Genomic DNA, 15,072 nt, shown 5'->3' on the forward strand with positions numbered 1-15,072 from the left:
GTCGTAGGTTCGAATCCTACCTGCGGAGCCATATGGAAACGTACTCAAGTTGGCTGAAGAGGCGCCCCTGCTAAGGGTGTAGGTCGCGAGAGCGGCGCGAGGGTTCGAATCCCTCCGTTTCCGTCATTTGACTCTTTACTTTTTAAGTAAAGAGTTTTTTTTATAAAAAAAGAGCCAATGTTTCTACAATTTGACTCCTTTTTTATATTTAAACTAATACGCCATTAACTTCAATATACTGTCTTTATCAATATCACCAAAGTAATGATAAAAGTCATAGTCTTCCATTACTTCTTTTATATGAGTATAATCGTGTAATGTTCCTACTAAAGCATCTTCTAATTCATTGACATTTCCTTCTCCAAAGAAATCGCCAAAGATTTTAGCATGCTCAATTTTTCCTTTTTTGACATCAAATTTAATTTGAATGAATCCTTTTTCAAACTTCTCGTCACGTTCAAAATTATATTTCGGATTTTTACCATAATTCCAATCCCAAGTGCGATATTTTTCATTGCTTAATTGCTTAATATTGTTCCAGTCTTCTTCCGTTAAATGATATTCCTCTACTTCATGCTCACCAAAGATGTTTTTTAAAATAATTTGCTTAAATTGATCAATTGTAATAGAGTCATCTAAAAATTCTTCAATATTTGCTACGCGTTTACGTACAGACTTCACACCTTTAGATTGAATTTTTTTAGGATTCACTTTTAATGCGTTTTGTACTTCTTCTAAATCACTATTTAGCATTAATGTACCATGACTAAACATACGATTTTTAACCTTAACCATAGCATTTCCAGAAATTTTAGCTGCGCCTACTTGAATGTCATTACGGCCTGTCATTTCTGCATCTACACCCATAGATTGTAAAGCTTGAACAATAGGCTCAGTAAATTTCTTGAAGTTATGAAAACTGTTACCATCATCACTCGTTACAAAACTAAAATTCAAATTGCCTTTATCATGGTACACAGCTCCTCCTCCAGAAATTCGTCGTACAACATGAATATGATGCTCATCTACATACTGTTTATTAACTTCTTCAATTGTATTTTGATTTTTACCTACAATGATTGAGGGTTCATTAACATAAAATAAAAAGTAACTATCATCTGCAGGTAAATATTTAAGTACATATTCTTCCATGGCTAAGTTAATTGTAGGATCAGTAATATTATTATTACTTACAAATTTCATAGCTCTCACCTTTCTCTTTCTTTTAAAATTTAATAATGCAATATATCTTCCACTATCGATTATTTAACTTAATTATGGCATTATTTTCAAAAATAATATAATATTTTCTGATTTTAGTATATATTTGTTTATTTGTAGTGTAAATTTTAGTACAATATAGTCTAGCTATGATTTGAGGAGGACTCGAAATGACTGTTGCAGAAGTTGGAAATATTGTAGAATTTTATGACGGTTTAAGAGGCCGTGTTGAAAAAATTAATGATAATTCAGTTATTGTTGATTTGACAATTATGGAAAATTTTAATGAACTAGATTTACCTGAAAAAACAGTTATTAATCACAAACGATATAAAATCGTTGAATAAGAAGGTTAATATTAAATGAAAAATACATCTAAACCCTTAATTTGGTTTGTTGCAAGTTTTATTGTATTTCATCTTATCTTATTTATAATGTGGGGAGAACATCAAGAATATTGGTATTTATATACTGGTATAATGTTAATTGCTGGCATTAGTTATGTATTTTATCAACGTGATATCACATCAAAACGTCTATTAACCTCTATTGGTGTGGGCGTAATCACAGGTGTTGTATTAGTGATAATACAACTTATATTTTCACTTATATCGTCACAAATTACTTATACCGAATTAATTAAAGAGTTATCAAGAACAGGTGTATATTTTAAATGGCAAATGTTAGTTACTATCTTATTTGTCATCCCTTGTCATGAGTTATACATGCGTGCTGTCTTACAAAAAGAGTTAAATAAATTTAGACTACCTCGCTGGCTATCAATTTTAATACCTGCATTATGTTCTAGTTCTTTATTTATCTATCTTGATAAATGGTGGATTGTTATTTTTATCTTTATAGCTCAAGTCATATTATCATTGAGTTATCAGTATACAAGACGTATTGTTACATCGTCTTTAGGTCAAATTGTTGCCATCATTTTATTACTTATCTTTCATGGATAAAAACCTTTTCTTAGTTGCTAAAACTAAGAAAAGGTTTTTTTAATTGGTATCACGATTCATTTCAATAACGATATTCTTTTTTTATTTAAAACATAACTATCTACATACAAAAAAGAGTGGGATAACGAATTCAAAATGAATGTATCCCACTTTCCTTTTTTAGTTATCCAATTTGAATTCTCTCTTTTGGATAACTAAATTTATCAGGTTCTTTACGACCAGATATCATAATAATAAATGATATTAAACCGACACGTCCTATAAACATAAGAAGCATTAAGACGACCTTGGTAATACTGCTAATATTATCTGTCACCCCAAGTGATAAGCCACATGTTCCAAATGCAGACATGACTTCAAAAAATACCTGTAAGAATGATAAATTATTGGCTTCTGCTGCTAATATAATAATGATACTTACAAAAGTAAGTACTGTCGCCATTATAAACACAGCAAAAGAACGCTGTATATCGATGGTATGAATTTCTCTATTAAATACTTTAATCGATGATTTTTCTGTATTGTTATTAAAATTAATCACAAATAAAATAAGTATCGCAAATGTCGTTGTTCGAATACCTCCTCCTACTGAACTCGGAGAAGATCCAATAAACATGAGAATACTCATAATGACATTTGTTGCATCACTAAAGTGTGTCACATCAATGGTTTGTAATCCAGCACTACGTGTAGTTGCAGATTGAAATAATGCATAGAATAAAGATTGATGCCAATTATATCCTTTGAATGCATGATTGTACTCAAGTGCTAAAATAGATAAAAATCCAGATATAAATAGGAAAAAGTAAGTCGTTGTTGTAATTTTAGTAAATAAAGAAAATCTAAAATGACTTACTCTATTTCGTATATAAGCTCTGATTTCAAGTAATACTGGAAAACCAATTGATCCAAGAATAATTAAAAACATTACAATAGTTTGTACAAAGTAATCCTTGGCATATGGAACTAGTGATTGGCCAGTAATATCTAACCCACCATTTGTAGTAGCTGAAATAGATACAAACAAACCTTGCATTAAAGCATTTTTTAAATCAGGATTATCTCTGTAAAAATAAAATGCAAGCAAGAGTGCACCTACAATTTCGATAGTCATGATGGTTTTAACAATTTCAATAATAAGCTTAACTGTCCCACTCATTGTGTCTTTATTATTATCAAGCATGATAAGTTGACGTTCGCGCATACCAATATGTTTACCAAGTACTACCCACAACACTGTACCTATCGCCATTACGCCTATGCCACCGATGTTTAAGATAATTAAAATGATAAGTTGGCCAAATGATGAATAGGTATCAATAATACTGACTGGCGTTAAACCGGTCACACTAATTCCAGATACAGCTACAAACAATGTATCTATAGGACTCACCTTCACGCCAGGTTTATGTACAAAAGGTAAATTGAGTAATAAAAATGCAACGACAATTGCAATTAAATAATATAAAACAATACCTTGTTGAGGCGTTGATTTTTTGAATAATTTACTGAAAATAGACATTAGTTTGTCACCTCAATGTCATTTCAAATTAATTTCTATATCTTGAATATTTCCATCTCTGTAAATTTTAGCCGTTAACGTTTTTAAATCTTGTCGATGGTTAAACAGGATGTGTCTATACTGCAAATTATCTTTTAATGTTTTACCTTCTAATTTTACAATGACATCACCAATTTTTAAACCTGATTTTTTACCTAAACCGTCATCTTTTAATTTTTTCACTAAAATCCCATCATTTATATCATTAGGTAATTTTAAAAGTGAGCGTTCATAATGATTTAAATCATTTACATTTTCTAAAGCTATTCCAGTATTGGGGTAATTTACTTTCCCATTTTTCTCAAGCTCTTTAGCGATTGATTTAGCTTCATTAATGGGAATAGCAAAACCCATTCCTTCTATACTTGGCATATTAATTTTTAATGAAACGATACCAATAAGCTCTCCATCTTTATTAACTACAGCCCCACCTGAATTTCCTGGATTAACAGAAGCATCAATTTGGAACGTTTGCATCAATTCATCATTTTTATTATCTTTATCAAAATCAACAGGAACCAACCGATTTAGCCCCGAAATAATCCCTTTTGATACCGTATTTCTAAACTCTTCTCCTAGAGGATTACCTACAATTAATATCGATTCCCCTAAAACTAATTTATTTGAATTTCCAATATGGATAGGTTTAATATTTTTATCATTGATTTTTGCTTTCACTACTGCAATATCTGACCATTTATCCTTTCCGACAACGTCACCTTTTATACTTTTATTCTCTCCATATGTAATCTTAACTTTATCCGCTTCACCAACAATATGCGTATTTGTTAATACAAAAAAAGTATCGCCTACAGTTTTGTAGACGACACCTGAGCCAAGTTCATTATCTGATTTTGAATTTGTTGTTTGAACTGAAGTATTCTTAGGTGCGTCACTTTCTACTGTTACCACTGATCTGACAGTATTATTAGCGTTTTTCATAGTTGTTGTGTACTTCTTATCTTGTGTATGTGTTTGATTTGAATGTTGCTCTTGAGAAGGTTCAGTAAAAATAGCTTTTACTAAAACTAAGATTAATATTAACGCAATTGCGATTAAAATTTTAATCCAATGTTCTTTTAAAAAGTCAACGATCTTATTTTGTGTATCATTTGCTGATTGTTCATGTGATTCATGAGGTTGTTGATCCGATATATTTTCTGTCGTATTCTTATCAGAATTAGATATGTGCTTTGATTGTTCACTCTTAGTATGTTCTACTTGAGTTGAATGTTGCTGAGTTGACATTTGTTCTTTCTCAGTATCGATTGATTCTTTATCCTTAGTTGAAGTGTATGATTCTTCAGTTATTGTTGGATGTTTAGATTGTGTTTTAATTGTATCATTATGCTGATTGTCTTTTTCTTTTTTAGACTTTTGACGAGATTCATTATTTTTATTCAATCTACTATAAGTTGGTTCTATAGATTTATTCGTTTCATTTTCACTTTTTGAGCCATTACTCGAAATTGGTTTTTGCTGTTTCAATTTCTCATTATGTATGTCTTCTTGTTTAAGATGTTGTTCTTCAGGCAGAGTTAAATGATGCCTATTATTTTTCTTAGCTGTGTTTGATGCATCTCTTTTTGATCTTAACTTAGCTAAATGTTGTTGTTGTTGAATTTCTTCTTGTGTTAATTTCTCAATTCTAGCTTTTCTTAAATTATCTTTGACACGTTCTTCATTTACTTTTGCTTGATGCTGTTCTTTTTCCGCTAAATGTTCACGCTTTTGTCTTTCACGTTCAATACGTTCCTCACGTTCTTCATTATGAAAGTATTCGTGACGTTTACGCCCATATTTACTACGCGGTATCACTTGTTTTTTATCATTATCCAAAGATGCCCACTCCTAACCTTGAAATCACAATATATATCACTAAAAAAATGATTTACTTTTATGTGGTTATATATCTATCTGAATTAATTTATATATTACTTAAATTTTAATATCATTAGTGTTAATAAGCAAACGATTGTCAAATATTTTCTAAAAATATTATACAAATAGTTATTAATTGAAAAAACCTTTTGAAGTCTCTTATAAAAAACTTCAAAAGGTATCGATTATATCTAATGCTTAGCATTCTTTTTATTTTTTCGTACTGATGTTAACCATCCAATCACAACTAATAAAATCATTACAGTCCAGAAGATTGCTTGCCATAACGTACTATGTGGGAAATCTTCTGATAATACGCCAATATCTGGATGAGCTAATACGATAACTACTAATTTAATACCTACCCAGCCAACAATTGCGAAAGCGGCACCTTCTAAACCTGGATATTTATTTAATAAATCAACAAACCATGTTGCTGCAAAACGCATTAAAATAACACCAATCATACCCCCGATGAACATGACTCCAAATTGACCTAAATCCATTCCGCCAAAATGAATACCCATCTTAGGAAGTGTCACTGCAATAGCCATTGCTGCTAACATAGAATCAATTGCAAAAGCAATGTCAGCAAACTCTACTTTAAATACGGTAGCCCAAAATTTTCCAGCACTTACTTTCTTTTCAGCGCCAGTTTCATCATAATGATGTTCATCCCCAACTTGTTCCTCTTCATCTTTCTTATGGAAGAAATTCCAAAGATTTCTAATAGACATGAAAATTAAGTATGCAGCACCAATCGCTTGAATAAACCAGAAATTCACAATAATACTAATTAAAAATAAAGCAATAAAACGGAAAATAAATGCTCCTAGTAAACCATAGAATAATGCTTTTTTACGCTGTGCTGGTGGTAAATGCTTAACCATTACTGCCATTACAACCGCGTTATCTGCTGCTAGTAATCCTTCTAAAAATACTAACACTAATATTACCCACAAATAAGGTAAAATTAAGCTTGGATCCATGAAAAGACAGCTCCTTTATTTATTTTTTACAAATAAAAAGACCTATGCTAATTCATAGCAAAGGTCTCACTTAACAAATTTGCTCATTTTACCGGAAGTATCAACTTCGTAATGACGATAAAATGCTGAATTTAAGATGTTAGTAATATAGCCCCTCAAATTCTCAAGTTACTCCCCTCTGACATTAAGTCATAGGTATTTATTTGTTAAGAGTATTATAACCAGATTTGGTATATATAAACAATGTTAAAGCTAAAAATATTGTATCTCATTATTATTATTTTAAATTAAACCTTATATTGTCATTTTTTATAATAAACTATATAGTTTAATATCTGGGAATTTTTCTTCAAACCAACGTGTAGCAAATTCATTTTCAAATAAGAAAACAAACTTATCATATCTGTCTTTCACTAAAATAGAACGTGACGTGTTCATCTTATCTTGAATATCCTCTTCATTTTCAATCCAACGTGCAATTTTTCTACCTACAGGTTCCATGACGACATCTACATTGTATTCATTTTTCATTCTGTGCTCGAATACTTCAAATTGTAATTGACCCACTGCACCGAGAATAATTTGATTCGTATGAAGTGTTTTATAATATTGAATCGCACCTTCTTGCACAAGCTGTTCAATTCCCTTATGGAAATGTTTTTGTTTCATAACATTTTTAGCAGAGACTTTCATGAAAATTTCAGGTGTAAATTGTGGTAAATCTTGGAAGTTAAATTTTTGTTTACCTCCAACTAATGTATCACCAATTTGGTAGTTACCTGTATCGTATAATCCAATAATATCTCCAGCTACAGCGTGATTGACGGTTTCTTTATCATCTGCCATAAAAGAGGTAGAGCGTGTGATTTTTTGTTTTTTATTGGTACGTTGCAAGGTCACATCCATACCTCTTTCAAACGCGCCACTGACTACTCTCATAAAAGCAATTCTATCTCTATGTTTTGGATCCATATTCGCTTGAATTTTAAATATAAAACCCGAGAACTCGTCATCAAACGGGCTAACTTCAACTTCTTCATTCGTCTGACGAGCATTAGGCATAGGCGCATAATCTACATATGCATTCAAGAAATTCTGAACCCCGAAATTAGCCAATGCTGAGCCAAAAAATACAGGAGTTAAATCGCCATTTAATAATGCTCCATTGTCAAATTTTTCGCCAGCTTCTTCAACTAACATAAATTCTTCAATCGCTTGTTCGAAAGCACTATCATTGCCAATGGTGTGTTCTTCTTCAAGTTCATACTCATCATTTAAATGTAATATGTTCTCTTCATCTCTAAAAGGTTCAATAGTTTTAGTCTCACGATCAATAATACCAAAAAAGTTTTGTCCCATTCCTATTGGCCAATTCATTGGGTATGTGTCAATATTTAACGTTTCTTCTATTTCTTCTAATAGTTCAAATGGCTCTTTACCTACACGGTCTAATTTGTTGATAAAAGTAAAGATAGGAATGCCTCTCATTTTACATACTTTAAATAATTTTAATGTTTGGGGTTCGATCCCTTTTGCACAATCGATAACCATTACTGCACTGTCAACCGCCATTAATGTTCGGTATGTATCTTCAGAAAAATCTTCGTGTCCTGGTGTATCTAGAATATTAATTTTATAATCATCATAATCAAACTGCATGACTGAACTGGTTACAGAAATACCACGTTCTTGTTCTACTTTCATCCAGTCACTGGTTGCAAATTTCCCTGTTTTTTTTCCTTTTACAGTACCCGCTTCACGAATAGCACCACTAAAATATAATAATTTTTCAGTTAGCGTCGTTTTACCAGCATCCGGGTGTGAAATAATAGCAAACGTTTTTCTTGATTCTATTTCTTCTTTTAAACTCATTCATTATTCTCCTTTAAATCCTTTATTATCCACTTAGATAACTGAGAAGCTATACGCAATGCTTCACTTTCTTCTTTAAATGTAAATAATTGCATTATTAACTCTTCATTTATTTCCTGTTCATTGAGTTGTGCATTTAATTCTACAGACCAAAACATATCTGGAATAGCTATCATATAATAAGAATGATGCACGTGTTCATATAGATAGACATTGATTATTTCATTTTGTTCAGAAAGTTGCTTAATGATCATAGTTGGATTTTCCAAACTTTTTATACGCAGCTTCTAAACCAATTAAATCGTCACGATGTGGCACTTTCACGTGTCCTGGCATAATTTGATAAGGTTCTCTACCTTTAGAAGCAAGTACAACTGTATCACCTGGATTCGCGACTTCGATAGCATGTTTAATACCTTCAGCTCGATCTTCAAATTCTATATAGTTATTATGTGTTGCACCTTTAGCAAGTTCTGCAGTCAACATTTTAGGATCGTCATCTGCTGGATTGTCAGGTGTAAAAATCACATAGTCTGCTCGACATGCAACAGCCCCCATTTCAGGCGTTTTTGTTAAATCACGTTCGCCAGCCATGCCTACTAAAAAGATGAGCTTTTGTTTAACAAAAGGTTGCACTGCATCAATCAGTTTATTCATACCATCAGCAGTATGTGCATAATCAATAATTAAATCGATTGGAAGTGATGGATCTAAAACCTCTAGACGCCCTTCAACAGGTTCTAAAGATTTTACCACTTCTACGATATCTTTGAAATCGACTCCTTTACTCCACACTGCTATCATAGCTGCCATAAGATTTGAGATATTAAATTTACCTACATAGGGTGATGAAACATGATACGTGCCAAATGGAGTAACACAATCAAATTGTACACCTTGTAAAGATTCTTTGATATTTTGAGCCATAAACTGTGCTCCATTATCTATACCATATGTCAATATTTCAAATGGTGTTACCGTTTCTAAATATTTAGAGAAATCATCATCATTATTTAATACCACATATTTTTCTTTTGATAAATCTTCACCTAATTGACTAAATAGTAATGATTTAGCATGTCCATAAGCTTCCATTGTGCCATGAAAGTCTAAATGATCTTGGGTTAAATTTGAAAAAATAGCTACATCAAATTCTACCCCTCTTAATCGTCCTAGAGCTAATCCATGACTTGAGACCTCCATAGTCATTGCTTCAACTTTACTATCTACAGCTTGCTTAATTTTTTTAGTAAGCAATACAGTTTCAGGAGTAGTATTTGCCCCTTTTGTTTTTTCTTCATTAATTTGAAATCCATTCGTACCTAAATACGCACTATTTTTGTCTAATCCTCTGTAAATTAAGTGAATCATTGTCGCGATTGAAGTTTTACCATTTGTACCAGTGACGCCAAAAGTAGTGAGTTGTTGACTTGGATAATCAAATAATGTATGCGCTAATATACTGGCTACTCTTAAAGTATCAGGTACAATAACTTGTGTGACTTCTCCTTTAACTTCTTGCTTACGGTTTACAACTATAATTTTAGTTCCTTGGTCAATGACATTTTGACAAAATCTATGACTATCTACAGTATATCCTTTAGAGGCTACAAAGATACTTTCTCCACTAGCAGTTCGAGAATCTGTAGTAATATCAGTGATATCTATATCTAAAGTTCCTATAACTTGTTTAACTCTTATTTTATTGAACAACTCATTCGCATTCAAAATGTATCGCTCCTTTTTTTCAATATCTCTATTATACACATTTTAAAGTTGTTGATAAATTTATTCTCACCTAAAAAAGTAAATTCTGAACTACTCAAAATCAAATAACTTTTGTATGTTCTATATTATTAATATTAATTCCAAGTTAATTATTTATAAATTTTTTCTTATCTTAGTGTAAGTCCCATACATTTCACTTTATTAGTGCTAGGATAAGGGTATAAAGTTAAAGTAATCATTGTTCTAATATGCTATAATTCACTATAAATAAATTTTATGACTTTCTTGAATGAAATACATATTATTTATCCTAGTGTGTATTTTTACTGTAATACATCATTCGATGGATTAAACTTAAATTATTGGAGGGTGACTATTAATGGTTACTCAAAATAAAAAGATATTGATTATCACTGGATCATTTGGGAATGGTCATTTACAAGTGACACAAAGTATTGTCAATCAATTGAATGACATGAATCTATCTCATATTTCTGTTATTGAGCATGATTTATTTATGGAAGCACATCCCATCCTTACGTCTATTTGTAAAAAATGGTATATCAATAGCTTTAAATATTTTAGAAATATGTATAAAAACTTTTATTATAGTCGACCAGATGAATTAGATAAATGTTTTTATAAATACTATGGTTTAAATAAACTGATTAATCTACTTTTAAAAGAAAAGCCTGACTTGATTTTAATGACTTTTCCAACGCCCGTGATGTCAGTATTAACTGAACAATTTAACATGCGTATCCCTATCGCAACAGTCATGACGGATTATCGTCTACAAAAGAACTGGATTACTCCAAATTCTCATAGATATTATGTGGCTACTGAAGATACAAAAGAAGACTTCGTAAACGTTGGTGTACCGGCATCTTTAATTAAAGTCACAGGTATCCCTATTTCTGATAAATTTGAAACGGATATTGATCAACAGGCTTGGCTAAAAAAATATCATTTAGACCCTAAAAAAACTACTATTCTTATGTCTGCAGGTGCTTTTGGAGTATCAAAAGGTTTTGAACATATGATAGAACGTATCTTAGAAAAAAGTCCTCATGCTCAAGTTGTTATGGTTTGTGGTAGAAGTAAAGGACTTAAACGTAATTTGGAAGCTAGATTTAAATCTTACGACAACGTTCTCATTTTAGGATATACAAAACATATGAATGAATGGATGGCTTCAAGTCAATTAATGATTACTAAACCAGGTGGGATTACGATATCCGAAGGTTTGACAAGAAGTATCCCAATGATTTTCTTAAATCCTGCTCCAGGACAAGAACTAGAAAATGCGTATTATTTCCAAGAAAAAGGGTATGGTAGAATTGCTAATACTCCTGAAGATGCAATTGACATTGTCTCTGAATTAACACATGATTCGAACAAATTAACTCTAATGATAAATACAATGCGTCAGGATAGAGTAGATTATTCAACCCATCGACTTTGTATCGATTTATTGAATATGCTCGATCATTCATCTCAACAGCAAGAAATTTATGGAAAGGTGCCATTATATGCCAAGTTCTTTGTCAAACAATAAAAGCATAAGTAAAAACTTTAAAATAATGCTCGTTATTTTATTTTTAATGGAATTTGCTAGAGGAATGTATGTATTAAGTTATGTTAACTATTTACCTACTGTAACCTCTATTGCTGTAGCTGTGACTTCAGTAGCACTATCTATTCATTTTATTTCAGATGCAGCTACTAACTTTGTGATTGGTTTTTTATTAAAGAAATTCGGGACTAAAATCGTCCTTAATTTAGGTTTTTTATTAGCTTTTTTAAGCTTGTTTCTAATTATTTTCTTTCCAGCTAATCCCATCATTATCATCATTAGTGCAATTATGCTAGGGATTGCAGTAAGTCCAATATGGGTAATCATGTTATCTAGTGTGGAAGAAAGTCAACGTGGCAAACAAATGGGTTATGTATACTTTTCATGGTTATTAGGTTTGCTTGTAGGTTGGGCGTTTATGAATGTTCTAGTCAAAATACATCCAACGCGATTTGCATTTGCGATGTCTCTTGTCGTTATCATTGCATGGATACTTTATTATTTTGTAGATGTAAAACTCACAAATTATAATACTAAACCTGTGAAAGAACAATTAGGTCAAATCGTAGAGGTAATGAAACGTCATATGATTTTATTCCCAGGTATTTTGTTGCAAGGTGCTTCAATATCAGCTTTGCTTCCAATATTGCCGACGTATGCTACAAAAGTTGTGGGGGTAACAACTATTGAATATACTGCTGCTATCGCTATTGGTGGTATTGGTTGTGCAATATCAATGTTATTTTTATCTAAAATGATCGATAAAAATAGCACTGGCTTTATGTATACCGTTATTTTTGTAGGATTCATATTGTTTACGCTATTTATTTTTGGTCTCTCACTAGTTAACAATATTATTGTTGTTTGGATAGTTGCCGCCTTTATAGGTTTAATGTATGGCATTTTATTACCTGCTTGGAATACTTTTATGGCTGGACATATCGATCCATCTGAACAAGAAGAAACTTGGGGTGTATTTAATAGCGTCCAAGGCTTTGGTTCAATGATTGGTCCTCTTTTCGGAGGCCTTATCGCTCAATTCTCAAATGGATTAAATAATACATTCTATGTCTCAGCTTTGATTTTTCTATTACTCGCTATTTTTTATGGCATTTATTTTATCAAAAGTAGAAAGCATCAAAAATATTCTTAAAAAAAGAAGTCAAAACTAAAATGTTTTGACTTCTTTTTTTATATACATATTATGCTAGTTTAAAACTATCAACAATGTTCCATCTATCTTCATCTTCATTGTAATGTAACAATGAAAGTTCATCGATGGTTTCTCTATAGTCTACCCCTGCAAGCTTCACTTGACCAAATATATCTTCAAATTCTTGACTCGTTAAGCCTTGAGCAATCGTAAAATGAGGAACGAATGGATGTTCAGCTTTACCATAAAATGATTCGGTATTAAATGTATTAAATAAATTTTCTAATTCTTCTGTTTTTTCTACTTTAAAATAAATAACATTATTTGTCGGTTTAAAGCTTGAAGCTTTTGTCACGTGGACCTCTACAGGTTTAAATCCATCTAATGTTTGTTTAACTTCGTCTTTAAATGAATCTAATTCTGTTTCTTTAAGTTCAAAGTGAGGTTTAATCGTAATATGTGGCATAATACGTGCATACTCAGTATCATAACGCTTACGATAGCCATCTACTTCATTTTGAAATGATTGTGACGGAATAAGTGCTAATCCTATCTTCATTGAAATTCCTCCTTTGTTTAACATACTTCTATTATATCAAAATTCTATTTAATACGTTATTAGATACAACATTTTTTGAAAAGGCTTTCAAAAAAGATTTGTAAACTATTAATATGTACTATTATTTATTATTATTTAAAAAATAATAGAGAATATCTCCGAGCATAGGTTTCCATGATTTCCAATTATGACTACCATTAAATTCATTGTATACGTAAGTGACACGCTCATCTTGTTCAATAAGGTTTGCTAGCTTTCTATTTGGAGTTAAAAAATCCGCTTGCTCACCAGTCGTTGGTAATTTAAAATCGATTTCATCTTTACCAATCGCATGCCAAATCGTTAATCGATTACGTTGCTTACATGTCTCAAATTTTTCAAGAACAGTATGATCTGAGTGCGGACTAAACATAGTTATTTGACTAAATATTGAAGGATAGGTCAATGAAGTAAGAAAGGCAATACTTCCAGCTAAACTATCTCCTATTAATAATCTAGAATTTCCCACCTTATATGTAGGGAACGTTTGATCAATGAAAGGTAAAAGCTCTTTAACTACTGACTGAATCGTCTTTTGACTACGACTACCTTGAGGATGAAACTCTTCTCTACGTTTCTCAACATCTTCATAATGAAATCCAACAATAATAGCACGTTCAATATGTTCCTCTTTTCTTAGACGTTCATATTCACGCTGAATCCTTCCAAATCGGAAAAAATCCAATCCATCAAAACAAATAATCACCTGAGACTTAAATAATTCAGTAAAATCTTCTGGAAGATAAATCGACAATGTGATATCTCTTTCTAGAATGTCACTACTCAAAATATATTTATTAATTTTTCCAGCTTTAAATTCTCCCATGTTATCTTCTCTCCTTCATATATATTCATATTGTATCAATTTTATTTATTAGTGACAGTGATATAAACATTTATAATAAGCTTTTTTATTTTAGATTTTATATACTTTTTTAAGAAAATTAGGAATTGTTTAATTAAGCTCATCTATTTTTATACAACTAAATATTATAATATAATTCTTTTTTAGTTAATCAACTTTTCCTTTTTAACATCTCTTATTTAAGATATACTTATTACTAATGAATTCATTACTTTAGGAGGAAGTAAGTCTATGCTTAATAAAGTATGGTTTCGAACTGGGATTTTCTTAATCATCCTGTTCGTACTTATAAAGTTATTTATGGAAGTGCATAGTGTATTTACACCTATAGCAACTATTATTGGTTCAGTGTTTCTTCCATTCTTGTTAAGTGGATTTTTATTTTATATCTGCTTACCTTTTCAAACACTTTTGGAAAAATGGGGTTTCCCACGTTGGGCAAGTATTTTAACTATCTTTATCGTATTAATCGCTATTATCGCTATCGTAGTAGCTTTCATTGCGCCTATTATTATTTCTAATGTTAATAATTTAATCAAAGCAACACCAACTTTACAACGTGATGCAGAGCAAGTGGTTAATTTCTCATTAAATCAAATGGATAAATTACCAAGTGATGTAACAGCGAAAATTAATTCAACAATGAAATCAATCAGTGATAGT

The 15,072-nt window shown here is 31.2% G+C and carries 14 protein-coding genes, 1 tRNA gene and 1 riboswitch; of the genes, 6 read left to right on the forward strand and 9 right to left on the reverse strand.

What is annotated here, in order from left to right:
• Window positions 1–34: 34 nt before the first annotated feature.
• Window positions 35–123, forward strand: a tRNA-Ser gene (locus tag HMPREF2647_RS02535).
• A 90-nt stretch (window positions 124–213) separates the two neighbouring features.
• Here the strand turns inward: HMPREF2647_RS02535 and HMPREF2647_RS02540 are convergent.
• Window positions 214–1,203 (reverse strand): lipoate--protein ligase, encoded by a 990-nt coding sequence (locus HMPREF2647_RS02540; protein WP_048762301.1) that lies wholly within the window; start codon window positions 1,201–1,203, stop codon window positions 214–216.
• A gap of 188 nt (window positions 1,204–1,391) precedes the next feature.
• Here HMPREF2647_RS02540 and HMPREF2647_RS02545 point away from each other — a divergent pair, with 188 nt between their 5' ends.
• Together HMPREF2647_RS02545 and HMPREF2647_RS02550 are read left to right on the forward strand one after the other, a co-directional pair.
• Complete coding sequence (locus tag HMPREF2647_RS02545) at window positions 1,392–1,568, forward strand: YkvS family protein (RefSeq protein WP_002448045.1); 177 nt, start codon at window positions 1,392–1,394, stop codon at window positions 1,566–1,568.
• 15 nt (window positions 1,569–1,583) lie between these two features.
• The gene (locus HMPREF2647_RS02550) at window positions 1,584–2,186 is read left to right on the forward strand and encodes a CPBP family glutamic-type intramembrane protease (protein WP_070859481.1); all 603 of its coding nucleotides are present in this window, start codon (window positions 1,584–1,586) and stop codon (window positions 2,184–2,186) included.
• A 163-nt stretch (window positions 2,187–2,349) separates the two neighbouring features.
• On the opposite strand, the gene HMPREF2647_RS02555 is transcribed toward HMPREF2647_RS02550, so the two are convergent.
• From HMPREF2647_RS02555 to HMPREF2647_RS02580, 6 genes are all read right to left on the reverse strand, one after another.
• Window positions 2,350–3,708, reverse strand: a complete 1,359-nt coding sequence (locus tag HMPREF2647_RS02555) for a TrkH family potassium uptake protein (RefSeq protein WP_002488327.1) — start codon at window positions 3,706–3,708, stop codon at window positions 2,350–2,352.
• An 18-nt stretch (window positions 3,709–3,726) separates the two neighbouring features.
• On the reverse strand, window positions 3,727–5,586 hold the full coding sequence (locus HMPREF2647_RS02560) for a trypsin-like peptidase domain-containing protein (protein ID WP_070859483.1): 1,860 nt from the start codon (window positions 5,584–5,586) through the stop codon (window positions 3,727–3,729).
• A 233-nt stretch (window positions 5,587–5,819) separates the two neighbouring features.
• Window positions 5,820–6,617 carry a TerC family protein gene (locus tag HMPREF2647_RS02565; RefSeq protein ID WP_002455522.1) on the reverse strand — a complete coding sequence of 266 codons (798 nt, stop codon included), beginning with the start codon at window positions 6,615–6,617 and terminating at the stop codon, window positions 5,820–5,822.
• A gap of 56 nt (window positions 6,618–6,673) precedes the next feature.
• Window positions 6,674–6,806: riboswitch (yybP-ykoY riboswitch) on the reverse strand.
• Between the two features lie 120 nt (window positions 6,807–6,926).
• Window positions 6,927–8,489 (reverse strand): peptide chain release factor 3, encoded by a 1,563-nt coding sequence (locus tag HMPREF2647_RS02570; RefSeq protein WP_002455523.1) that lies wholly within the window; start codon window positions 8,487–8,489, stop codon window positions 6,927–6,929.
• On the reverse strand, window positions 8,486–8,743 hold the full coding sequence (locus tag HMPREF2647_RS02575; RefSeq protein ID WP_002448049.1) for a YueH family protein: 258 nt from the start codon (window positions 8,741–8,743) through the stop codon (window positions 8,486–8,488). Before HMPREF2647_RS02575 ends, HMPREF2647_RS02570 begins: the two co-directional genes overlap by 4 nt.
• Entirely contained in the window at window positions 8,733–10,217 is a 1,485-nt protein-coding gene (locus tag HMPREF2647_RS02580) for a UDP-N-acetylmuramoyl-L-alanyl-D-glutamate--L-lysine ligase (RefSeq protein ID WP_070859485.1), read from the reverse strand. Before HMPREF2647_RS02580 ends, HMPREF2647_RS02575 begins: the two co-directional genes overlap by 11 nt.
• Before the next feature lie 379 nt (window positions 10,218–10,596).
• Here HMPREF2647_RS02580 and HMPREF2647_RS02585 point away from each other — a divergent pair, with 379 nt between their 5' ends.
• Together HMPREF2647_RS02585 and ltaA are read left to right on the forward strand one after the other, a co-directional pair.
• Window positions 10,597–11,775 (forward strand): diglucosyl diacylglycerol synthase, encoded by a 1,179-nt coding sequence (locus tag HMPREF2647_RS02585; RefSeq protein ID WP_070859487.1) that lies wholly within the window; start codon window positions 10,597–10,599, stop codon window positions 11,773–11,775.
• A complete protein-coding gene (gene ltaA / locus HMPREF2647_RS02590; protein WP_049379561.1) occupies window positions 11,750–12,946 on the forward strand; it encodes a lipoteichoic acid biosynthesis MFS flippase LtaA in 1,197 nt (398 codons plus the stop codon). The genes HMPREF2647_RS02585 and ltaA overlap by 26 nt, the downstream gene beginning before the upstream one ends.
• Window positions 12,947–12,995: 49 nt before the next feature.
• Here the strand turns inward: ltaA and HMPREF2647_RS02595 are convergent, their stop codons facing one another.
• Together HMPREF2647_RS02595 and HMPREF2647_RS02600 are read right to left on the reverse strand one after the other, a co-directional pair.
• Entirely contained in the window at window positions 12,996–13,505 is a 510-nt protein-coding gene (locus tag HMPREF2647_RS02595; RefSeq protein ID WP_019835650.1) for a 2'-5' RNA ligase family protein, read from the reverse strand.
• Between the two features lie 121 nt (window positions 13,506–13,626).
• The gene (locus HMPREF2647_RS02600) at window positions 13,627–14,370 is read right to left on the reverse strand and encodes an esterase family protein (protein WP_070859489.1); all 744 of its coding nucleotides are present in this window, start codon (window positions 14,368–14,370) and stop codon (window positions 13,627–13,629) included.
• 270 nt (window positions 14,371–14,640) lie between these two features.
• Between HMPREF2647_RS02600 and HMPREF2647_RS10960 the strand changes: the two genes are divergently transcribed.
• A partial coding sequence (locus tag HMPREF2647_RS10960; protein ID WP_141756746.1) for an AI-2E family transporter occupies window positions 14,641–15,072 on the forward strand: 432 nt, incomplete at its 3' end.

It is taken from the genome of Staphylococcus sp. HMSC035D11 (genome assembly GCF_001836075.1).
GTDB classification, from domain to species: Bacteria; Bacillota; Bacilli; order Staphylococcales; family Staphylococcaceae; genus Staphylococcus; species Staphylococcus hominis.

Coding starts and splice junctions, on each gene's coding strand:
- HMPREF2647_RS02545 (WP_002448045.1), top strand. CDS start 1,392: ATGACTGTTGCAGAAGTTGGAAATATTGTAGAATTTTATGACGGTTTA.
- HMPREF2647_RS02600 (WP_070859489.1), bottom strand. CDS start 14,370: ATGGGAGAATTTAAAGCTGGAAAAATTAATAAATATATTTTGAGTAGT.
- HMPREF2647_RS02565 (WP_002455522.1), bottom strand. CDS start 6,617: ATGGATCCAAGCTTAATTTTACCTTATTTGTGGGTAATATTAGTGTTA.
- HMPREF2647_RS02575 (WP_002448049.1), bottom strand. CDS start 8,743: ATGATCATTAAGCAACTTTCTGAACAAAATGAAATAATCAATGTCTAT.
- HMPREF2647_RS02555 (WP_002488327.1), bottom strand. CDS start 3,708: ATGTCTATTTTCAGTAAATTATTCAAAAAATCAACGCCTCAACAAGGT.
- HMPREF2647_RS02570 (WP_002455523.1), bottom strand. CDS start 8,489: ATGAGTTTAAAAGAAGAAATAGAATCAAGAAAAACGTTTGCTATTATT.
- HMPREF2647_RS02540 (WP_048762301.1), bottom strand. CDS start 1,203: ATGAAATTTGTAAGTAATAATAATATTACTGATCCTACAATTAACTTA.
- HMPREF2647_RS02585 (WP_070859487.1), top strand. CDS start 10,597: ATGGTTACTCAAAATAAAAAGATATTGATTATCACTGGATCATTTGGG.
- ltaA (WP_049379561.1), top strand. CDS start 11,750: ATGCCAAGTTCTTTGTCAAACAATAAAAGCATAAGTAAAAACTTTAAA.
- HMPREF2647_RS02550 (WP_070859481.1), top strand. CDS start 1,584: ATGAAAAATACATCTAAACCCTTAATTTGGTTTGTTGCAAGTTTTATT.
- HMPREF2647_RS02595 (WP_019835650.1), bottom strand. CDS start 13,505: ATGAAGATAGGATTAGCACTTATTCCGTCACAATCATTTCAAAATGAA.